Origin of the sequence: Streptomyces sp. NPDC052016, assembly GCF_044548445.1 — a bacterium.
Taxonomy (GTDB): Bacteria; Actinomycetota; Actinomycetes; order Streptomycetales; family Streptomycetaceae; genus Streptomyces.
Genome location: NZ_JBIUBX010000006.1, coordinates 117,463 through 138,878, shown reverse-complemented (window position 1 = coordinate 138,878; position 21,416 = coordinate 117,463). Strand labels below are relative to the sequence as shown.

Sequence of the window (21,416 nt, the reverse complement as noted above, 5' to 3'; positions counted from 1 at the left end):
ACCATACAGGAACAGATGAAGATCCGTTCATGTGTTCATGTGTGCCGGGTAGGATGTCCCGCATGGGTCATGGAGCGGTCACCACCTCAGCCACCGAGCGCGTCCGTCTGGACGCCGACAACGTGGCCAAGGTGGCCACCACCCTCCAGGCCCTCTCCACCCCCTCCCGGCTGCTGATCCTCGCCCGTCTGCGCGAGGGGCCGTTGCCCGCGACGGAGTTGGCCGCCGAGGTGGGCATGGAGCAGTCGGCGTGCTCGCACCAGTTGCGGCTGCTGCGCAACCTGGGCCTGGTGGTCGGCGAGCGGCGTGGCCGGTCGATCGTCTACGCGCTGCACGACCACCATGTGGCCGAACTGCTCGACCAGGCGGTCTACCACGTGGAGCACCTACGGCTGGGGATCAGCGACACCTCCGAATAAGGCGGGCGGGCGGCGACGGGGCCGGGGAGCGGCAGCGTTCCCGCAGGCCGCCCACGGACCCCGCCGGACACAGGCGTGGTTCTCGGCCTGTCCGCGGGCCGGCGTCCGCGGGCGGGTCAGCAGGGCCGGACACCGGCGGCGCCCTCGGGGGCGGAGGGGTTCCGGCGGAGTCCTGGGGCTACTTGAGTTCCTGGGCGGTGTAGTAGCCGCCCGCGACGAGGACCAGGTCGTAGTTGGTCCTGTCGACGCTCGTCGGTTGGAGCAGGAAGGCGGCCACGGACTTGACGCCGTTGTTGTAGGCCCTTCTGCTGTTGATCCTCGGGGTCTTGCCTTTGAGGATGTCGTCGGCCATGTCCGCGGCGACTTCGGCGAGTTCGCGGACGTCCTTGTAGATGGTCTGCGACTGCTCCCCCGCGATGATCGACTTCACCGAGGCCAGTTCGGCGTCCTGGCCGGTGATGACGGGGAGGGGCTTGCTGTCGGAGCCGTAGCCGTCCGCCTTCAGCGCGGACAGGACGCCGAGGGAGATGCCGTCGTACGGCGACAGGACCGCGTCGACCGTCCTGCTCTTGTACGACTCGGCGAGGATGGCGTCCATGCGCTTCTGCGCGGTGGGCCCGTCCCAGCGCAGGGTGGTGACCTCGCCGAGCCCGGTCTGGCCGGACCGGACGATCAGCTGCTTGCTGTCCAGGAACGGCTGCAGGAGCGCCATCGCACCGTTGAAGAAGTACTTCGTGTTGTTGTCGTCGGGGGAGCCCGCGAACAGCTCGATGTCGAACGGGCCCTTGCCCTCCTCCAGTCCGAGCCGGTCGATGATGTAGCGGGCCTGGAGCCGGCCGACCTGCTCGTTGTCGAAGGAGACGTAGTAGTCGACGTTCTTGGTGCCGAGGATGAGCCGGTCGTAGGAGATCACCGCGATGCCGGCGTCGGCGGCCTGCTGGAGCACGCCGTTCAGCGACTTGTTGTCGATGGCCGCGATGATCAGCGCGTCGACGCCCTGCTCGATCAGGTCCTCGATCTGTGCGACCTGGGTGTCCGGCTTGTCCTGGCCGTAGACCAGCTTGGCCTGGTACCCCTTGGCCCGGAGGTCCTCGACGACGCTCTTGCCCTCGGTGACCCAGCGCTCGGAGGCCTGCGTCGGCAGGGCGACGCCGATGGTGCCGCCGCCCTTCGCGCTGCCCCCTTCGCCGCTCTCGCCGCAGGCGGACAGGGTGAGAGCCAGGGAGACGGCTCCGGCGATGGCGGCGAGCGCGGCTCTTCGGTTGCGCATGGTGATCGTTCCTCGTGCTTCTCGTCGTTGAGGGGTGACGATGGTCAGGTCCCCGGCACCTTGCTCGCGTCGGCGCTCAGGCGCCTCGCTGCCCCGCCGATCGCCGATCGGGGGGTCGGTGCGGCCCGGCGTCCGGGGCTCGACGACTCTCGTGAACCCTTCGCCGGTGTGCGCCCGTTCGGAAGCCGGGCCGCGTCACGGCGTCCCGGCCAGGGGTGCTGATACCGGTGAGGCGCAGGGCACGACGAGCCTTTCAGTCGTTCGAAATATCGTCACTCGGTCGGAATGCTGGCGCGACGCTAAGAGGGGGTGTGCGGAGTGTCAACGGTGTGAACAGGAACGGTTGCATAAAGGTGCGGAAGAACGACGCTTCGTTCAACTCCTGGGGCTCCGGCGAACCGAGTGCGAGGGCATCTCCCCCGACACTCAACGGAGTTCACGCCCACTCGCCCCGCACCCCGGCACTCGCCCGCACCCCCGCACTCCCCCGCCCCCGGCGATCACGTGCGGACAGCGGAACGCGCTCAGCCCGCGCCCTCCCGGCGCGACGCCAGGGCCCGGAGCACGAACACGTCGATCGCGATCACCACGACCGACCAGAGCGGTTCGTAGGGCAGGAAAAGGAACTGGGCGACCAGGCTGAGCGAGGCGAGGAGGATGCCCGCGGAGCGGGCCCGGCCGGCGCCTTTGAGCAGGCCCGCGCCGGTGGCGGTGGCGAGGACGCCCAGGACGAGGTGGATCCAGCCCCACCCGGCGAGGTTCAGTCCGTAGAGGTAGGCGCCGACGCGGGCGTAGACGTCGTCCCCGGCGAGGGCGGCGATGCCCTGGAGCACGGCGAGGATCCCGCTGCACAGCATCAGGACGCCGGCGAAGCCGATGTCGCCGTTGAGTCGGGAGTCGTGCCGCGGGGAGGGGCGGCGGGGGCCGCCGGGCGGCACGGACCAGGCGGTGCCGATCTCGCCCCGCGAGCCGCCGCCGGGGGCTGAGGGGTCGGGGTGCGGGCGGGCTGTCATGGGCGGGTGTCCTTTTCGGGGGGCTGAGTTGCAGGACATCCCGGGTGTGCCGCGGGGGCGAGCGTGGCGGGGCCGTTCGGGTGAGCGGCCCCGCCACCCGGCCTCACATGTTGATCATGTGGCCGGCGAGGCCGTGGACGGCCTCCTTGACGGCCTCGCCCAGTGTCGGGTGGGCGTGGACGTTGCGGGCGATCTCGTGGACGGTGAGGTCCCACTGCTGGGCCAGGGTGAGTTCCGGCAGCAGTTCGGTGACGTCGGGGCCGATGAGGTGGCCGCCGATGAGTTCGCCGTACTGCGCGTCGCTGATCAGTTTGACGAAGCCGGTGGTGTCGCCGAGACCGTGTGCCTTGCCGTTGGCGCTGAAGGGGAACTTCGCCACCTTGACGTCGTGTCCGAGGTCGCGGGCCTGGGCCTCGGTGTAGCCGAAGCTGGCGATCTGGGGCTGGCAGTAGGTGGCGCGCGGGATCATGGCGTAGTCCAGTTCCATGGTCTCGGCGTCGGCGATGGTCTCGGCGGCGATCACGCCCATCGCCTCGGCGGCGTGCGCGAGCATCAGTTTCGCGGTGACGTCGCCGATGGCGTAGATGTGCGGGACGGAGGTGCGGCAGCGGCCGTCGACGTCGATCGCGCCGCGCTCGGTGACGGTCACGCCGGTGTTCTCCAGGCCGTAGCCGGTGACGTTGGGGGCGAAGCCGATGGCCTGGAGGACCTTGTCGGCTTCCAGGATGTGCCGGCTGCCGTCGTTGGCGGTGACGGTGACACGGACCTGGGGGCCGGACTCGTCGATGGCGTCGACGCGGGTGGAGGTGAGCACGTCGATGCCCAGCCTGCGGTACTGGCGGGCGAGTTCGGCGGAGACCTCGGCGTCCTCGAGCGGGGCGACGCGGTCCAGGAACTCGACGATGGTGACCTTCACGCCGTAGTTGTGCAGGACGTAGGCGAACTCGATGCCGATGGCGCCTGCTCCGGCGATGACGACCGACCGGGGGAGGTCCTCGGCGAGGATCTGCTCCTCGTAGGTGACGACGCGGGAGGTGCGGCGGGTGCCGGGCAGGAGCTTGGGGGTGGCGCCGGTGGCGATGACGCAGTGGTCGAAGCCGATCGTGCGGGTGGTGCCCTCGTAGTCGGTCACCTGGAGGGTGTGCGGGTCGAGGAAGGTGCCGCGGCCGTCGTACTCGGTGATCTTGTTCTTTTTCATCAGGTAGTGGACGCCCTTGACGCGGCCGTCCGCGACCTTGCGGCTGCGCCGGTAGGCCTCGCCGTAGTCGAAGGAGATCTGCCCGTCGACCTTGATGCCGAAGGTCTTCGCCTCACGGGTGAGGATGTGGGCGAGTTCGGCGTTGCGCAGGAGGGCCTTGGTGGGGATGCAGCCCACGTTGAGGCAGACACCGCCCCAGTACTTCTCCTCGACGACCGCGACTCGTTTGCCCAGTTGCGCGGCGCGGACCGCGGCGACGTAGCCGCCGGGGCCGGCGCCGAGGACCACGACGTCGAAGCGTTCGTCCTGCTCGACCATGGGACGTTCCTTTTCCGTGGAGTGCATGAGGGTTGACGTGTGCTGCCGTTCCGATTGTTTCGCCTCGCCGGGGGGAATGCGCGAGTGATCGAGCACTGTTGTGACGAAATGAACCGCCGGATGGCATGGCGGGGGCACGCCGTTCTCCCGCGGATCGGTCAGTTCGAGGCCGGCAGGTGGTTGCGGGCGGAGCCGGACGCGCCGGCGCCGGCCGGAGAGGGCGTGACGGTCACGGCCACCGAGCGGTGACCGTGCCCGTGCGTCGCTGGGGAGCCGGTGCCGTCGGCTGAACCGGCGGCGGAGTCCTTACTCGGAGGCGGCCGTCGGCCTGCGGGAGGCGCTCATCGCCTCGTCGACGTCCTTCAACGGGCGCAGCCGGTAGGTGTAGGCGTGGTCGCGGTCGGCGAACAGCTTGTACTCGTCGTGGGTGTGCGCGCCCCAGCTGTTGTCGCCGCCGACGCCCATCTGCCGGTGGCTCAGCCGCAGGACGACCTCCTTGCGCGGGGTGAGCTGGTAGTCGTGGCGGACGCCGACGGACAGGTCCTCGGGCGTGAAGTGGGAGGCGTTGACCTCCAGGAGCGGTTCGCCGGAGACGAGCAGGCCGGTGCCGTCGGGGCCGGTGAGGGCGACCCAGCGGACGTCGGTCCTGTTGCCGTTCTCCTGGGGACGCAGGTAGGGGGTCCACTGTCCGGTGACGGTGCCGGAGTACAGGCCGACGTCGGTGGCGTTGTTGCGGTCCCAGTGGTTCTCCTCGGGGCCGCGGCCGTAGTAGTGGAGGTTCTCCAGGCGGCCGGGCAGGAGCAGCAGGGTGCCGACCTCGGGGATGTAGGGGAGGGTGGCCGCGCCCGGGTGCAGGGTGTTGTCGACCTTGATCTCGCCGTTGCCGAAGACCGTGTAAGTGGTGGTGTACGTCGACGCGGTGGTGGTGGGCAGTGTGCCGGCCACCTTGATCTCCACGGCCCTGTCGCGCAGGGCGCGGACGGCGACGTCCGTCACGGTGCGGTGGGCGCCGGCGTCGCGCCAGGTCTGGTTGCGGGTGTGCTGGCCGTTGCCGCGGTCGTTGTCGGTGGGGGCGCGCCAGAAGTTCGGGGCGGGGCCCGAGGAGATGAGCTGGGCGCCGCCGGCCTGGTAGGAGGTGATGACGCCGGTCTTCTTGTCGACGGTGACGGAGAAGTCCTCGCCCGTGACGGTGACGGTCCCGTCGGCGTCGGTGTGGCGCAGCGCCGGGACGGTCGCCGACGGCACCGGTGTGACGGCGGGGCTGCCGGCGTCGACGGCGAGTTGCTGCTTGGCCACTTCGAAGCCGGCCTTCGCCCACCGTGTGGACTCCCGGGTGGTGAAGGACAGCCGCAGGAAGTACTCGGCGCCCGGGGCCGGGTCGTCCGGTACCTCGAAGGGGACGGTGACGTCCTTGCTCGACAGCGGTGCCAGGTCCATCTGGGCCCGGCTCAGTCTGCCGCGCTGGACCACCTTTCCGTCGCGGAGGAGTTCCCACCGTCCGTCGAACGCGCGGAGGTCGGTGAAGAGGTACTCGTTGGTGAGGGTGACCGCCGCGCCGGGGGTGAGCGTGGTGCCGGAGGCCGGAGCCGCGTTGATCGCCTGGTAGATCTGCTTGACCTCGGCGGACTTGCCGGTGAGTCCGCGGTCGGCGGTGACGATGCCGTCCCCGGAGAAGGCCCCGTCGTTGGGGTTGTCGGCCCAGTCGCCGCCGTAGGCGAGGAACGTCCTGGCGCGCGGCCGTTTCTCGGTGAAGGCGACGGTGGCGGCGTCGAACCAGAACCGTACGCCGTCGTCGCCGGGGCCACGGCTGTCGGAGGCCAGTTCGGCGGCGCTCAGCGCCCGGTCGTACACGCGGGCCCGCCGGATGGTGCCGCTGAACTCCCGGGTCGGGTTGTCGACGTCGGTGGCCAGGGACAGGGAGGCGGTGTTGGCGGTGGGGCGCCGGGTGGTGGTGCGGGTGGCCCGCACCTCGCCGTCGACGTGGAGGGTCAGTGTGCCCGCGTCCGCGTCGAAGACGCCGGCGACGTGGTGTTCGCGGCCGGTCCAGTCGTCCGGCAGGGCCCAGCTCGCGGTGATCCACTGGCCGCCGCCGTAGAGGAAGAACTCCAGGTTCCTGTTCGTCTGCTTCAGGGCGTACTGGGTGTCGCCCTTGGCGAGGATCGGCTGGTGGTAGCCGGTCACGTGCGGGGTGATCCAGGCTTCCAGGGTGAGGGATCCGGTGAGGTCGAGGCGGGCGTCGCGGGCGAAGACGGTGCCGCCCGAGACGCCGTCGGCGCGGGTGAAGGTTCCCCCGGGGGCGAGGATCTCGCCGTGGAGCCGGCCGGGTCCGGCCTCGGTGAGGAGCTTGCGCGTCGGGGTGGGCCACTCGAGGGCCTGGTCGGCGAAGTCCCAGATCCAGCCGCCCTGCAGGACGGCGTGGCGGCGGACGACGTCCCAGTACTTCTTGAAGTTGCCGTTGGAGTTCCCCATGCCGTGGGAGTACTCGATCATCACGTAGGGCCGGGTGTCGCCGGTGTCCTCGGCGCGTGCCTCGACGCGGGCGGGACTGTCGTACATCTCGGAGCGGATGTCGCTGATCCCGGGGCGGTCGTCGCCCTCGTACTGGATGACGCGGGTGGTGTCGTAGGAGCGGATCCAGTCGTACATGGCGTTGAAGGTGCTGCCGCCGCCCGCTTCGTTGCCGAGGGACCAGATGACGACCGAGGCGTGGTTCTTGTCGCGGTGGACCATGTTCTGGGCGCGGGCCACACTGGCGGTGGTCCATTCGGGGTGGTTGCCGGGGTACTCGCCCCGGATGCCGTGGGTCTCGAGGTTGGTCTCGTCCACGAGGTACAGGCCGTACTCGTCGGCGAGTTCCAGCCACTGCGGGTTGTTGGGGTAGTGCGAGGTGCGGACGCTGTTGATGTTCAGCCGTTTGATGATCTCGATGTCCTGGACCATCTCCGCGCGGGTGAGCGCCGAGCCGCGCACGGGGTGCATCTCGTGCCGGTTGGTGCCGCGGAAGGAGACCGGCTTGCCGTTGATGCGCATCAGGCCGTCCTTGAGCGCGAACTCGCGCAGGCCGACCCGGTGCGAGAGGGTTTCGACGATCTTGCCCGCGGGGTCGCGCAGGCGCAGGACGGCGGTGTAGAGGTTCGGGTGTTCGGCGGACCACAGGCGCGGTGCGGGGACGGCCTTCGCGGCCTGTACGGTCGTCTCCTCGCCGGAGCCGAGGGTGACGGCCTGCTGCAGGGGTCTGGACCACACGGGATGTCCGTCGGCGTCGTAGAGCTGGGTCTCGACGGAGTAGCGTCCGCCCCCCTGTCCGCCGTAGTCCCGCACGCTCGCGGTGACGGACAGTTCGGCCGCCCGGTAGTCGTCGCTCAGCGGGGTGTCCAGGCGGAAGTCGCGCAGGTGCACGGTGGGGGTGGAGTACAGGTAGACCGAGCGGAAGATGCCGCTCAGCCGGATCATGTCCTGGTCCTCCAGCCAGTCGCCGTCGGAGTAGCGGTAGACCTCCACCGCGATGTGGTTGGTGCCGGGCCTGAGGTGCTCGGTGATGTCGTACTCGGCGGGGTCGTAGGAGTCCTCGTGGTAGCCGACCAACTCCCCGTTGATCCATACGTAATGGGCGGACTTGACCCCTTCGAAGTGGAGGAACGTGCGCCGTCCCGCCCAGTCGCGCGGGATCCTGAAGGTGCGGCGGTACTGGCCCACGGGGTTGTAGCGGGTGGGGGCGGCCGGCGGCTGCGCCTCCTCTCCGAGGCCGTTGGGGCCCCACCAGGGGTAGGTGATGTTGATGTAGACGGGACGGTCGTAGCCGTGCAGTTGCCAGGCGGAGGGGACGGGGAGGGTGTCCCAGTCGCTGTCGTCGAGGTCGGTGCGGTGGAAGTCGGTGTCCCGGTCGTCGGGGCGGTCGGCGTGGGCGAACTTCCAGGTGCCGTCGAGGCTGAGCCGGTACGGGGAGCGGGTGCGGTCGGCGGCGAGGGCCTGGGCGAGGGTCGCGTACGGCATGAGCGTGGTGTGCGCGGGTTCGGTGCCGAGGCGGAAGAGGTCGATGTGGCCGTTCCACTCGGGGGTGCCGTCGGCCGCAGTGGCCGGGTGGGCGGTGGACGGTGCGGACAGGGCGAGCGCGCCGAGGACGGCGGCCGATCCCTCGAGCAGACGACGACGGCTGACGACCATCCGCGGGGGGTGGTCCGGCCGGTCCATGGACGACACGTGCGGGTGCGACATGACCATGACCTTCCTCGGGGCGTACCGTGCGGCTGCACGGACGGAGGGTGCGTCAGATATTGTCGGATAGTGTTGATAAACCGAACAGTGGCGCGCCGTAATGGCCGAATTTCAACTGCCTTCGGCGCAACGCCACTTGGCTCCCCGCAGTGACCGTCCGTCAGGGCCGCGGCCGCGCCGTCAGTACACGTCCCGCACGTACCGCTTCTCGGACGCGAGCTGCTTGACGTACACCGCGGCCTCCTCCTCGCCCAGGCCGCCGTGGAGGACCGCGATGTCGTGCAGGGCCCGGTCGACGTCCTTGGCCATCCGGGAGGCGTCCCCGCAGACGTAGAAGTGGGCGCCGTCCCGGAGCCAGGACCACAGCTGGGAGCCGTGCTCGCGCATCCGGTCCTGGACGTACACCTTGGCGCGCTGATCGCGGGAGAAGGCGGTGTCCAGGCGGTCCAGGGTGCCGTCGGCCAGGAGGGCGGTGAGCTCCTCCTCGTAGTAGAAGTCGGTCGCCCGGTGCTGCTCGCCGAAGAACAGCCAGTTGCCCGCCCGGTGCCCGCGGGCCCGGCGCTCCTCCAGGAAGCCGACGAAGGGGGCGACGCCGGTGCCGGGGCCCACCATCACCATCGGGGTCGCCGGGTCGGCGGGCGGCCGGAAGTGCGGGGAGCGCTGCACGTGCACCGGCACTTCGGCGCCCGGCTCGGCGTCGGCGAGGAAGGGCGAGCAGACGCCCTGGCGGGAGCGGCCGGCCAGGTTCTCGTACCGCACCACGGAGACGGTGAGCGAGACGAGGTGGGGGTCGGTCAGCGGACTGGACGATATCGAGTACAGGCGCGGCTGCAGGCGCCCCAGCACCTCGGCCCACTCCTGCTCGCCGGCCCGGACGCCGAACTCGGCGGCCACGTCGACGGCCTGGCGGCCCCAGGACCACCTCGCCAGCTCGCCCTTGTTGTCCGGTCGCAGCAGTTTGCGCAGCTCGCGCGGGTCGCGGGTGCGGTCGGCGGTGAAGCGCAGCAGGGCGGGGGTGATGCGGGTGATGTCGAGGTGGCGCAGCAGGGCCTCCCCGAAGGGCGTCTCGCCGACGCCGTTCACCCGCACGCGCGCGTGGGCGTCGAGGCCGGTGACGGCCAGCCACTCGGCGACGAGGTCCGGGGCGTTGAGCGGGCGCACGCCCAGGGCGTCGCCGGCCTCGTAGACGAGCGGGGTCTCGCTGTCGCGGGTGTCGAAGGTGAAGCGGCGCACCTCCTTGCCGGATCCCGGCATGCTCAGCAGCCGGTTGCCGACGAGGCGGGCGGTGACGGGGTCGGGCCGCCGGGGCCTGGCCGGGGCGGCGGGGGCCGCGGTCGCGGCCGGCGAACGCAGCGCCACGGAGGCCACGGGGGCCGAGGGCGGCGCCGGGGAGGCGGACGGCACGGCTCCGGCACCGGCACCCGCACCGGCACCGGCCTGCGCGCTGTCCTCGGCCTCCTTGAGGGCGATGAGCACCTGCTCCAGCCAGGCCTCCGCCTGCGGCTCGTAGTCCGGCTCACAGTCCGTGCGCGGCGCCAGCCGCACGGCGCCCAGCTCGTCCATACGGTGGTCCAGCCGGCGTCCGTGGCCGCAGAAGTCGTCGTAGGAGGAGTCGCCGAAGGCCAGGACGGCGTAGCGGCGGCCCTCCAGGCGGCCGGCGTCGGGCGCGGCCAGGCCGGCCCAGAAGCCGGCGCCGTTGTCCGGGGCGTCGCCGTCGCCGAAGGTGCTGGTGATCAGCAGCAGGTCGGCGTCGGTGGGCAGGGCGGCGGGGTCGGCCTCGTCCATCGCGACGAGGGAGGCGCTGTGGCCGCCGGCGCTGAGCCGGGCGGCGGCGCCGGCGGCGAACTCCTCGGCGGTGCCGGTCTGCGAGGCCCACAGGATCACGACCCGGCGGCCCTGCGGCGGCTGGTGGGCGGCGGAGGCGCGGGAGTACATGCCGGCGAGAGTGCCGTTGACCCAGAGGGCGTGCTCGGGGCTGAAGGGCGCGTCCGGCGGCAGGACCGGGACACCGGGCGCGCCGGCCGGGATGCCGGCGAGGAAGCCGACCAGGTACTGGCGTTCGCGTTCGGTCAGGACGGGCGGCGGGGCGGGCTCCAGACCGAAGACGGAGGCGGCCGAGGCGTGGACGGCGGTGGCCTGGACAGCGGTGGGGTGGACGGTGGCGGAGTGGACGGCTGTGGGCACGAGCGCCGGGCTCCGTGTCCCCGCGGTCGGGCCTTCGCCGGGCGGGGCCTGGTGGGCCGGGACCTGCACGCTCACCGGCGTCGACACCTTCGTCAGCGACACCGCGCACACCTTCAGTTCGGGCTGGAAGGACAGCGGGTCGACGGCGTCGCTGGTGACCGCGTTGACGCTGAGGTACTCGCCGAACAGGTCGTTCCAGTGGAACGGCGCGAAGCAGGACCCGGGCAGCACGCGGTCGGTGACGACGGCGGGCAGCACGGCCCGGCCGCGCCGTGAGGCGACCTCCACCGAGTCGCCGTCGGCGATGCCGAGCCCGGCGGCGTCCTCGGGGTGGAGTTCGACGAAGGGACGCGGGTCGAGCTTGTTCAGCTTGGCGACCTTGGCGGTCTTGGTCAGGGTGTGCCACTGGTGCTGGAGGCGGCCGGTGTTCAGGACGAACGGGTAGTCGTCGTCCGGCATCTCGGCGGGCGGGACGTGCGGGCGGGCGTGGAAGACGGCCCGGCCGCTCGCGGTGGGGAAGGTGAGCGAGCCGTCGTCGTTCACGTACCGGACGGGGTTGCGGGCCGGGCCGTCGGGGGTGGCGGCCGGCCACTGCACGGGGGTGACGCGCAGCCGGTCGTAGGTGACGCCCCGCAGGTCGTAGCCGGTCTGCGGGTTGTGGGCGCGCTTGATCTCCTCGAAGACCTCCTCGGCGCTGTCGTAGGAGAAGCCGTCCTCGTAGCCCATCGCGCGGGCGACGGCGGCGATGAGGCGCCAGTCGGCCACGGCCTCACCGGGCGGATCGGCGGCGGGCCGGGCGAGGGTGAGGTTGCGCTCGCTGTTGATGAGGACGCCCTCGGTCTCGGTCCACAGCGCGCCGGGCAGGACGACGTCCGCGTAGGCGTTGGTCTCGGTGTCGGCGAAGACGTCCTGGGCGACGACGAACTCGGCGGCTTCCAGGCCCTCGATCACCGTCCTGCGGTTGGCGACGGAGGCGACCGGGTTGGTGCAGATGATCCAGCAGGCCTTGATGTCGCCGTCGGCCATCTTCCGGAACATCTCGACGGTGCCCTTGCCGACGCCGTCGGCCCGGATGGCGCCCGGTTCCAGCCCCCACAGGTCCTCGGTGAAGGCGCGGTCGGCGTCGACGAGCACGGACCGCTGACCGGGCAGTCCGGGCCCCATGTAGCCCATCTCGCGTCCGCCCATGGCGTTGGGCTGGCCGGTGAGGGAGAAGGGGCCGCTGCCGGGGCGGCAGATCTTGCCGGTGGCGAGATGCAGGTTGACCAGGGCGTTGGTGTTCCAGGTGCCGTGTGTGGACTGGTTGAGGCCCATCGTCCAGCAGCTCGTCCACTCCCCCGCCTCGCCGATCAGCCGGGCCGCCTCGCGCAGGTCGGCCTCCGGGATGCCGGTGATCTCCGCGACGGTGGCGGGCGGGTAGTCGGCGAGGAAGGCGGGCATCGCCTCCCAGCCCTCGGTGTACGCGGCGACGAAGTCGGGGTCGGTGTGCCCGTTCTCGTGCAGCAGGTGCAGCAGGCCGTTGAGGAGGGCGAGGTCGGTGCCCGGTGCGACCTGCAGGAACAGGTCGGCCTTCTCCGCGGTGGCGGTGCGGCGCGGGTCGACGACGATCAGCTTGGCGCCCGCCTTCACCCGGTCCATCAGCCGCAGGAAGAGGACGGGGTGGCAGTCGGCCATGTTGGAGCCGATGACGAGGAAGACGTCCGCCCGGTCCAGGTCCTCGTACGAGCCGGGCGGCCCGTCGGCGCCCAGGGACAGCTTGTAGCCGGTGCCGGCGCTGGCCATGCACAGCCGGGAGTTCGACTCGATCTGGTTGGTGCGCAGATAGCCCTTGGCCAGCTTGTTCGCAAGGTACTGCGCCTCGAGGCTCATCTGGCCGGAGACGTAGAGGGCGACGGCGTCGGGCCCGTGCTCGTCGACGACCGCCCGCAGCCGCCGGGCCGTCTCGGCGACCGCCGTGTCCACGGGAGCGGGCCGCGGCTCCTCCCCTCGGTCCGGGCGGACCAGAGCGGTGGTCATCCGGCCCGGCGCGGCGAGCATGTCGGCCGTGGTCGCGCCCTTGGTGCACAGCCGGCCGGAGTTGGCGGGATGGTCCTTGTCGCCGGACGCCTTCAGGACCGTACGGCGTCCGTCCGGGCCGAGGCCGATGTCGAGCACCATGCCGCAGCCGACACCGCAGTACGAGCAGACCGTGCGCACCTTGGTCGCGCTGTCGGTCCGCGGGTCCGGCACGGCCACGGGCGGCCCCTTTCTGACGATCGGCCTGGTGAGAGCCTCTTCGAGGGTACGAACCGTGCATTACGCAGGTGTCTCCCGGACCGGCCGCCAGGGGTTAAGCCCGGCGCACAGTGGGGGGTGGGCGGGTGTGAGCGGGGCCCGCCTTCCGCCGGGTGGGCAGGTGCGAGCCGAGGCCCATCACCCCTGGAAAGATACCCCCTAGGGGTATAAAGTGAGGTGAGCCCGCGGGGAACGGGCGCTCCTTCGAGAGACGAATGGGGATGACGGTCATGGACCACACCGCTCACGGGACGGCCCACGGGACGACTCACGGCGGGCCGGGAACAGCCTCCTGGGCCATGGCGGTGAAGGCGACGCTGCACTGCCTGACCGGATGCGCCATCGGCGAGATCCTCGGCATGGTCATCGGGACCGCCCTGCTGTGGGGCAACGTGCCGACCATGATCCTGGCGATCGCGCTCGCCTTCGTCTTCGGCTATTCGTTCACCCTGTTCGCCGTGCTCCGCACCGGCCTGGACCTCCGGGCCGCCGTCAAGGTGGCGCTCGCGGCCGACACCGTCTCCATCGCCGTGATGGAGTTCGTCGACAACGCCATCATCGCCCTGACCCCCGGCGCGATGGACGCCCACCTCTCCGACGGGCTGTTCTGGTCGGCCCTCCTCGGCGGGTTCGCGGTCACCTTCGTCGTCACCACGCCCGTCAACAAGTGGATGATCGGCCGCGGCAAGGGCCACGCCGTGGTCCACGCCCACCACTGAGACCGGGTCCACCGCCACCGGTCCGCCCCCCGCGCCGCACCGGGCGGCGGGCAGCCCCCGGGCCCCGTACCGGCCCCGACGTTCACGGGGGCGGTACGGGGCCCGGGGGCGTCGCCGTCCCAGGGGGGCCTCGGCGGATCCTCGGTGGGTCGGCGGATCCTCGGTGGGTCGGCGGATCCTCGGTGGGTTGGCGGATCCTCGGTGGGTCGGCCCGTCCTCGCGGGCAACCGACCGGGGATCCCGGCCCAGCGGAGCCGAAGCGGAAGGGGGCCGCTCCGGAGCCGCCCCGCGGCCCCGCCGTCAGGCCGTCAGGCCGTCCAGCGGCGGAGCCGCTCCGCGAACGCCGTGTACGCCCGCTCGTCGAAGAGGACGAACCTGACCTCCTCCACCGCCGTCCGCGTCGTCCCCACCGTCTCGACGGCGATGCGGGCCGCGTCGTCCATCGGCCACCCGTAAACGCCCGCGGAGACGGCCGGGAAGGCTACCGTGCGGGCGCCGAGTTCGTCGGCGACCCGGAGAGACTCGCGGTAGCAGGAGGCCAGCAGCTCGGACCGGTCCTCGGTCGCGCTGTACACCGGGCCGACGGTGTGGATCACCCAGCGCGCGTCGAGCGCCCCGGCGGTGGTGGCGACCGCCCGGCCGGTGGGCAGGCCCCGGCCGTACCGGGAGGCGCGGAGCTTGCGGCACTCCTCGAGGATGGCGGGGCCGCCGCGGCGGTGGATGGCGCCGTCGACGCCTCCGCCGCCGAGCAGTGAGGAGTTGGCGGCGTTGACGACGGCGTCGACGGACTGGTCGGTGATGTCGCCGCGGACGAGGGTGAGGGTGGTCATGCCGGGCTGCCTCTCGGTCGGTCCGTGACCCGCGGGGCCGGGCGCTACGTCTGCTGCCGCAGCCTGCGCCAGACGGCCTTCGCCGCGTTGTGGCCGGACATGCCGTGGACGCCCGGCCCGGGCGGGGTGGCCGAGGAGCAGATGAAGACGGCCGGGTGCGGGGTGGAGTACGGGAACAGCGACAGTCTGGGGCGCAGCAGGAGCTGAAGTCCGCTGGCCGCGCCGGTGCCGATGTCGCCGCCGACGTAGTTGGCGTTGCGGGCGGCGAGTTGGGCGGGCCCGGCGATCGCGCGGGCGAGGACACGGTCACGGAAGCCCGGGGCGTAGCGCTCCAGTTGACGTTCCATGACGTCCGTGAGGTCGCCGGTCCAGCCGTTGGGGACGTGGGCGTACGCCCAGAAGACGTGCTTGCCGGCCGGGGCCCGGGTGGGGTCGACGACACTGGGCTGCACCGTGATCATGAAGGGCCGTTCGGGGGCGCGGCCCTCCCGGGAGGCGGCGCGCAGGGCTGCGCCGATCTCCGCGCTGTCGGCGCCGACCTGGACCGTGGTGGCGGTGCGGGCTTGCGCGGCGGTCCAGGGGACGGGCCCGTCCAGCGCGTAGTCGATCTTGAACACGCCGGCGCCGTAGCGGTAGCGCTCGTAGAAGCGGCCGAGGCCGGCGATGCGGGCGAGGGCCGTGGGTGAGGTGTCGAAGACGTAGGCGCGGGCCGGGGGGAGGTCGTCGAGGCGCTTGACCTCGTAGTCGGTGTGGATGGCGCCGCCGAGGTCCGTCAGGTGGCCGGCGAGGGCGTCGGAGATGGCCTGGGAGCCGCCGCGGGCCACGGGCCAGCCCCGGGCGTGCGCGGCGAGGGCGAAGACCAGGCCGATGGCGCCGGTGGCGAATCCTCCGAGCGGGGACATGACATGGGCGACGAGGCCGGCGAAGACGGTCTTCGCGGGTTCGTCGCGGAAGCGGCGGGTGAGCCAGGTGGACGGGGGCAGGCCGACCAGGCCGAAGCGGGCCAGCGTCACCGGGTCGCGGGGCAGCGCGGTCAGCGGCAGGGACATGAAGTCCCGGGCCAGCGTGTCCCACTTGGCCAGGAACGGCTCGACGAGCCGACGGTAGGCGCCCGCGTCGCGCGGCCCGAAGGAGGCGGCCGTCTCGCCGACCGAGCGGGACAGCACGGCGGCGCTGCCGTCGGGGAAGGGGTGCGCCATGGCCAGGTCGGAGTGCAGCCACTGAAGGCCGTAGCGCTCCAGGGGCAGGGCGCGGAACGCCGGCGAGTTGATGCCGAGGGGGTGCGCGGCGGAGCAGGGGTCGTGGCGGAACCCGGGGAGGGTGAGCTCCTCGGTGCGGGCTCCCCCGCCCACGGAGTCCCGGGCCTCGAAGAGGGCCACGGAGAAGCCGCGCCGAGCCAGTTCCACGGCGGCGGTCAGGCCGTTCGGCCCCGCTCCCACCACGACCACGTCAAGCATCGGCACGTCGGACCCCTTCGTCAGCCGGTGGCCTCCGGGATCAGCATATGCCGGGGGTCCGACAGCGCCTGCGGCGCGGGGGCACGCCCCGTCGCGGGGCTGTCCGGGCCGCGTCCGCGGGCTGTCAGGGGCGGGTCCCCGACAGCAGTCCCGTCACCCGCCGGGCCGTTGCCGCGTCCCGGGCCGCCGTGAAGGGCAGGTTGTTGCCTCCGGTGATCCGGAACGGTTCGCCGGTGAGGGTCAGGTGGGCGCCGCCGGCCTCCTCGACCAGCAGCAGGCCGGCCGCGTGGTCCCAGGCCGCTTCCCAGGAGAACGCCGTGGCGTCCAACTCGCCCCGCGCGACGGCCAGATACTCCAGTCCCGCCGATCCGCAGGGCCGCGGTGCGACACCGTCCGCCCACAGGCCCAGCAGGGCGTGCTTCTGTTCGTCGGTGGTGAAGTCGGGGTGGGAGGTGGCCACCGTCAGGTCGCGGCCGGGTGCCGGGGGGCCGGCGAACAGCCGCTCGCCGTCCAGGAAGGCGCCCTGCCCGCGGACGGCCGTGGCGAGCTGGTCGCGGGCCGCCGCGTAGGTCCAGGAGGCGTACACGACGCCGTGGCGGGCGAGTGCGACGAGGGTGCAGAAGCCCTCCTCGCCGTGCACGAACTGCCGTGTCCCGTCGACCGGGTCGACGATCCAGACCGGGGCGTCGCCCCGGAGCGCCTCGTACGTCAGCGGATTGGCGTGCACCGCCTCCTCGCCGACGACGACCGAGCCGGGCAGCAGGGCGCCGAGGGCCTCGGTGAGGTACAGCTCGGCGCCCCGGTCGGCGTCGGTCACCAGGTCGTGGGGACCGCTCTTCTGGTCGACCTCGTGCGCGGCGAGCTGCCGGAACCGGGGCATGATCTCGGCCGCGGCGGCCTTGCGGACCGCCTCCTCCACGTCGGCCGAGTGGCGGGCGAGAAACTCGTCGATGGTTTCCGTGTCTTCGATCATGTCTCCATGAGAACACGCGCCACTGACAATCCCTGCCCCGCCGGTGCATCACGGGTGGAATCGGGATGAACAGCCGGGGGCGCCGGCCGCGTCTTCATCGCCCCACCGCGTACCCCTGCATCCCCCGCGGGTTCGCCGCCGCCGACAGGACGCCGCTCACCGGGTCGCGGGCGACCGCGCACAGCCGGCCCTCGGACCACGCGTCGCCCACGGTCACGTCGTGGCCGCGGCGCCGCAGCTCCTCCACCACCTCCGCCGGCATCCGGGACTCGACGGTGACGCTGCCGGGCCGCATCCCGCGCGGGTAGAAGGAGCCGGGGAAACCGTCGTTGTGCCAGTTCGGGGCGTCGACGGCGCCCTGGAGGTCGAGTCCGCCGCGCACGGGCGCGCGGAGGGCGACGGCGAGGAAGAAGTGCAGCTGCCACTGGTCCTGCTGGTCGCCTCCGGGCGTGCCGAACGCCAGGACGGGTTCGCCGTCGCGCAGGGCGATCGAGGGGGTGAGGGTGGTGCGGGGGCGGCGGCCCGGGGTGAGCGAGTTCGGCAGGCCCTCCTCCAGCCAGGTCATCTGCAGCCGGGTGCCGAGCGGGAAGCCCAGCTCGGGCACGACCGGGTTGGACTGCAGCCAGCCGCCGCTGGGCGTGGCGGCGATCATGTTGCCCCAGCGGTCGACGACGTCGAGGTGGCAGGTGTCCCCCCGCGTGCCCCCGTCCGCGGCGATCTCGGGCTCCCCGGGCACCGGTGAGGTGGGCGCCTTGGCGACCGTCGGCTCGCCGGCGCCCATCGGGATGGAGCCGGGCGCCTCCGCGGCCACCACGCGCGCGTGCGCGCTCAGCCGGGGGGCGCGGCCGCCGGGGCTGCCCGGCCGCAGCTCGTAGGACGCCTCGTCCGCGATCAGCCGGCGCCGGCCGGCGTTGTACTCCGGTGAGAGCAGTTCCGCGAGGGGGACCTCGGCCGCGTCCCCGTACCAGGCCTCCCGGTCGGCCATGGCGAGCTTGCAGCCCTCGACCAGCAGGTGGACGTAGGCGGCGGAGCCGTACGCGGGCAGCTCGGGCGGCAGCAGGGCGAGCTGCTGGAGGAGGGCCGGGCCCTGGCTCCAGGGGCCGGCCTTGCACAGGGTCCAGCCGTTCCAGTCGTACGTCACCGGTGTTTCGTAGGACGCGGACCAGCCGGCGAGGTCGGCGGCCGTGAGGGTGCCGGTGTGGTGTTCGCCGCTGGTGTCCAGGGTGGGCCGCCGCGCCTGCCGGACCAGGGCCTCGGCGATGAAGCCCGTGCGCCACACCTCCCGCGCGGCCTCGATCCGCGCCTCGCGGTCCCCCGCGCCGGCGGTTTCGGCGAGCAGCCGTCTCCAGGTGGCGGCCAGGGCGGGATTGCGCAGCAGCCGGCCGGGGCGGGGCGCCTGTCCGTCCGGCAGGTACACCTGCGCCGAGGAGGTCCACTCGCTCTCGAACAACTCCCGTACCGTCTCGACGGTCGCGCCGACGTTCTCCACGGGCGCGTGCCCGTGCTCGGCGTAGCCGATGGCGTACCGCAGTACGTCGGCGAGGTCCTTGGTGCCGTGGTCGCGCAGGAGCAGCATCCACGCGTCGAAGGCGCCGGGGACGGCGGCGGCCAGGGGTCCGGTGCCGGGCACGAGGTCCAGGCCGAGCCCCCGGTAGTGGGCGACGGTCGCGCCGGCCGGTGCGACGCCCTGCCCGCACAGCACGCGCACCTCGCCGCCGGCCGGGGCGAGCAGGATCGGGACCTCTCCGGCGGGCCCGTTGAGGTGGGGCTCGACGACGTGCAGCACGAACGCCCCGGCCACGGCGGCGTCGTACGCGTTGCCGCCGTTCTCCAGGACCGCCATGGCGGACTGGGAGGCCAGCCAGTGCGTGGAGGACACCATGCCGAAGGTGCCCTGGAGGGTGGGGCGGGTGGTGAACACGGCGGCTCCTCACGTCTGCGGTGACCGACCCGATGATCACACGCGTCCCCGGCCTCCGGCCACGGTCGCGCCCGCCGCTTCACCGCGCCCCCACTGTCGCGTCCGCGGCTTCACCACACCGCCACCGTTGCCTCCACGGCGCTGTCACCGCGCCGCCACCGTCGCCTCCGCGGCGCTGTCACCGCGCCGCCACGGAGCGAGTTCACCCTTTCCGCCCCACAGGGAGTCGTGTGACACTGTCGTCCCCGTCCGCATCGTGGACCCCGTCCGCACCGTCCCCCACGAAAGTGCGCCGTGCGCTCTCTCCCACTGCCGCTCACCCTCACCGCGCGTCTGTCCCCGGTGGTCGTCCTCGCCTGCGCGGGCTGGGCGTTGACGTCCGGGTCCTCCTCCCCCCAGGACAGCGCGGCCGAGAAAACGCCGAAGACCCCCTCCGGGTCGGCGTCGGCCCCTTCCTCCACCGCGGTGTCGAAGACGTTCACCGCCGCTCCCGCGCCCTGCGGGAGCGTGGCCGCGAAGACGGTCTCCTCGCTGGTGCCGGGCGCCAAGACGGCGGGCAAGGAGATCCCGTCGACGGACACCACCCTGCGCCGCACCTGTTCCTGGAACGCGCTCAAGGGCTACGACTACCGCTGGCTGGACGTCTCCTTCGAGCTGATGGACTCGGACGACGCGGCGCGCAGTTCGTACAAGGAGCGCGTCACGGAGAAGAGCGGCGGCGGAGCGGTTCCCGGGCTGGGGGACGAGGGCTACTCGGTGGTCAACCTCACCACCGAGGACAAGCAGCAGACCCGGGAGGGCACCGTGCTCGCGCGGGTGTCCAACGCGCTGGTGGTCGTCACCTACAACGGCAGCGACTTCGAGACGAAGAAGGCGCCGAGCACGGACGAGATCAACAAGGGCGCGATCAAGGCGGCGAAGGAAGCGGTCGCCTCGCTGAAGGCCTCGGCCAACTGACGGCGGCCGGAGGAGAGTTGCTCCTCGCTCCGGCCGCCCCGCGGTCCTCGGCCGCGGTCTTCCACGGGCCTCGGGGACCTCCGGGCCCCGCCCGGCCTCACACGGTGGTCTTCCCGCGTCCTCCCAGGTACGTCAGCGCCAGGTACAGCACCATCGAGGTGCCCAGGCCGACCGCCCAGCCGTAGTCGGCGAGCGGTTCCAGTGCGGGGATGGGCCGCCCGTCGATCAGCGGTTTGAAGCCGGCGCCGCCGATGGCGAGGACACCGCCGACGACGAAGGCGACGACGGCCCGCCAGTTCCAGCCGCCCCTGTACCAGTAGCGGCCGCCCGTGCGGTACAGGTCGGTGAGGTCGAGCCTGGTGCGGCGCAGGATCCAGTAGTCGGCGATGAGGATGCCGGCGACCGTGCCGAGCAGACCGCCGACCAGGCCGAGCCAGGTGAAGATGTAGCCCTGCGGGTCGGAGTACAGCTTCCACGGGAAGATCAGCACACCGAGGACGCAGGTGGCGAGCGCGCCGGCCCGGAAACTGATCCTGCGCGGGGCCACGTTGGAGAAGTCGAAGGCCGGGGAGACCAGGTTGGCCGCGATGTTCACGGACAGGGTCGCCACCAGCACGGTCACCAGCGCGAACAGCAGGCCGACGACGTTGTCCGTCTTGGCGGCGAGCTGGACCGGGTCCCAGATCGTCTCGCCGTACACGGCCTGCGAGCCGGAGGTGACCAGGACCGACAGCAGCGCGAACAGGGTCATGGTGGTCGGCAGGCCGAGCGCCTGGCCCCACGTCTGCGCCTTCTGGCTCCTGCCGTAGCGGGTGAAGTCGGGGATGTTCAGCGACAGGGTGGACCAGAAGCCGATCATGCCCATGAGGGAGGGCCAGAACAGCTTCCAGAAGTCGCCGCCCCAGCCGAGCCGGGACGGCTGGTCGAGCAGCGGGCCGAAGCCGCCGGCCTTGTCGCTCATCCAGATCAGCATCGCGAACGCGCCGACGAGCACGAACGGCGCCGCCCAGTTCTCGAAGCGCCGGATCGTCTCCATGCCCCGGTAGATGATCGCGACTTGGATCGCCCAGAAGATGGCGAAGGACAGCCACATCGTCCACGCGTACCCGCCGATCTTGCCGGCGTCGGTCCAGCCGCTGCCGATCAGCTTCCCGGCGAGGAAGTAGATCGCCTCTCCGCCGATCCAGGTCTGGATGCCGAACCAGCCGCACGCCACCAACGCCCGTACGACGGCGGGCAGGTTGGCGCCGCGGACACCGAAGGAGGCGCGCGCGAACACCGGGAAGGGGATGCCGTACTTCGGTCCCGCGTGCCCGGTGAGGAGCATCGGGACCAGCACGATCACGTTGGCCAGGGCGATGGTGAACACCGCCTGCTTCCAGTCCATGCCGACGGCGATCAGACCGGAGGCGAGCGTCCAGGACGCCGTGTTGTGGGCCATGCCGACCCACAGCGCGGAGAAGTTGTACGTGGTCCAGGTGCGCTTCGCCACGGGGACCGGCAGCAGGTCCTCGTTGGCGTAGGGGCCGCTGGGCTGCGGCGAACCGGGGGCGATCTCCACCCGGCCGTCGGCGAGGGTGACTTGGGAGGTCGGCGGTATGGCTGTGGGAGCGGTGTCGGTCATGGGCAGGCCAATCAAACGAGGGGTGGGTCCGGAAAGGCCGTGCG

At 72.1% G+C, this 21,416-nt stretch carries 13 protein-coding genes; 3 read left to right on the top strand and 10 right to left on the bottom strand.

All coding sequences use genetic code 11. The features are described from left to right. The first annotated feature begins 62 nt into the window (after window positions 1-62). Entirely contained in the window at window positions 63-419 is a 357-nt protein-coding gene (locus tag ACIHAR_RS10050; RefSeq protein ID WP_365459309.1) for a metalloregulator ArsR/SmtB family transcription factor, read from the top strand. 178 nt (window positions 420-597) lie between these two features. On the opposite strand, the gene chvE is transcribed toward ACIHAR_RS10050, so the two are convergent. The 5 genes from chvE to ACIHAR_RS10025 form a co-directional block, all read right to left on the bottom strand. Further along, window positions 598-1,689 carry a multiple monosaccharide ABC transporter substrate-binding protein gene (chvE, locus tag ACIHAR_RS10045; protein ID WP_365459306.1) on the bottom strand — a complete coding sequence of 364 codons (1,092 nt, stop codon included), beginning with the start codon at window positions 1,687-1,689 and terminating at the stop codon, window positions 598-600. A 524-nt stretch (window positions 1,690-2,213) separates the two neighbouring features. Then, a complete protein-coding gene (locus ACIHAR_RS10040) occupies window positions 2,214-2,702 on the bottom strand; it encodes a hypothetical protein (protein ID WP_365459303.1) in 489 nt (162 codons plus the stop codon). A gap of 103 nt (window positions 2,703-2,805) precedes the next feature. Next, entirely contained in the window at window positions 2,806-4,218 is a 1,413-nt protein-coding gene (gene lpdA / locus ACIHAR_RS10035; RefSeq protein WP_365459300.1) for a dihydrolipoyl dehydrogenase, read from the bottom strand. A gap of 306 nt (window positions 4,219-4,524) precedes the next feature. Continuing rightward, the gene (locus ACIHAR_RS10030) at window positions 4,525-8,433 is read right to left on the bottom strand and encodes a glycoside hydrolase family 2 TIM barrel-domain containing protein (RefSeq protein WP_400018400.1); all 3,909 of its coding nucleotides are present in this window, start codon (window positions 8,431-8,433) and stop codon (window positions 4,525-4,527) included. Between the two features lie 180 nt (window positions 8,434-8,613). Beyond that, the gene (locus ACIHAR_RS10025) at window positions 8,614-12,774 is read right to left on the bottom strand and encodes a molybdopterin-dependent oxidoreductase (protein WP_400018604.1); all 4,161 of its coding nucleotides are present in this window, start codon (window positions 12,772-12,774) and stop codon (window positions 8,614-8,616) included. 347 nt (window positions 12,775-13,121) lie between these two features. Here ACIHAR_RS10025 and ACIHAR_RS10020 point away from each other — a divergent pair, with 347 nt between their 5' ends. Continuing rightward, on the top strand, window positions 13,122-13,610 hold the full coding sequence (locus tag ACIHAR_RS10020) for a DUF4396 domain-containing protein (protein WP_400018398.1): 489 nt from the start codon (window positions 13,122-13,124) through the stop codon (window positions 13,608-13,610). Between the two features lie 308 nt (window positions 13,611-13,918). Here ACIHAR_RS10020 and ACIHAR_RS10015 read toward each other — a convergent pair whose 3' ends face one another. The 4 genes from ACIHAR_RS10015 to ACIHAR_RS10000 form a co-directional block, all read right to left on the bottom strand. Beyond that, on the bottom strand, window positions 13,919-14,440 hold the full coding sequence (locus ACIHAR_RS10015; RefSeq protein WP_365459288.1) for an O-acetyl-ADP-ribose deacetylase: 522 nt from the start codon (window positions 14,438-14,440) through the stop codon (window positions 13,919-13,921). 44 nt (window positions 14,441-14,484) lie between these two features. Beyond that, entirely contained in the window at window positions 14,485-15,897 is a 1,413-nt protein-coding gene (locus ACIHAR_RS10010; RefSeq protein WP_365459566.1) for an NAD(P)/FAD-dependent oxidoreductase, read from the bottom strand. 124 nt (window positions 15,898-16,021) lie between these two features. Next, the gene (locus ACIHAR_RS10005) at window positions 16,022-16,870 is read right to left on the bottom strand and encodes an inositol monophosphatase family protein (RefSeq protein ID WP_365459285.1); all 849 of its coding nucleotides are present in this window, start codon (window positions 16,868-16,870) and stop codon (window positions 16,022-16,024) included. Between the two features lie 94 nt (window positions 16,871-16,964). After that, window positions 16,965-18,791: a gamma-glutamyltransferase gene (locus tag ACIHAR_RS10000; RefSeq protein WP_365459282.1), complete on the bottom strand. Its 1,827-nt coding sequence runs from the start codon at window positions 18,789-18,791 to the stop codon at window positions 16,965-16,967. Window positions 18,792-19,085: 294 nt separating this feature from the next. Here ACIHAR_RS10000 and ACIHAR_RS09995 point away from each other — a divergent pair, with 294 nt between their 5' ends. Then, window positions 19,086-19,748, top strand: a complete 663-nt coding sequence (locus ACIHAR_RS09995; RefSeq protein WP_365459279.1) for a hypothetical protein — start codon at window positions 19,086-19,088, stop codon at window positions 19,746-19,748. 97 nt (window positions 19,749-19,845) lie between these two features. Here the strand turns inward: ACIHAR_RS09995 and ACIHAR_RS09990 are convergent, their stop codons facing one another. After that, window positions 19,846-21,372 carry an NCS1 family nucleobase:cation symporter-1 gene (locus ACIHAR_RS09990; protein ID WP_400018394.1) on the bottom strand — a complete coding sequence of 509 codons (1,527 nt, stop codon included), beginning with the start codon at window positions 21,370-21,372 and terminating at the stop codon, window positions 19,846-19,848. Window positions 21,373-21,416 lie beyond the last annotated feature (44 nt).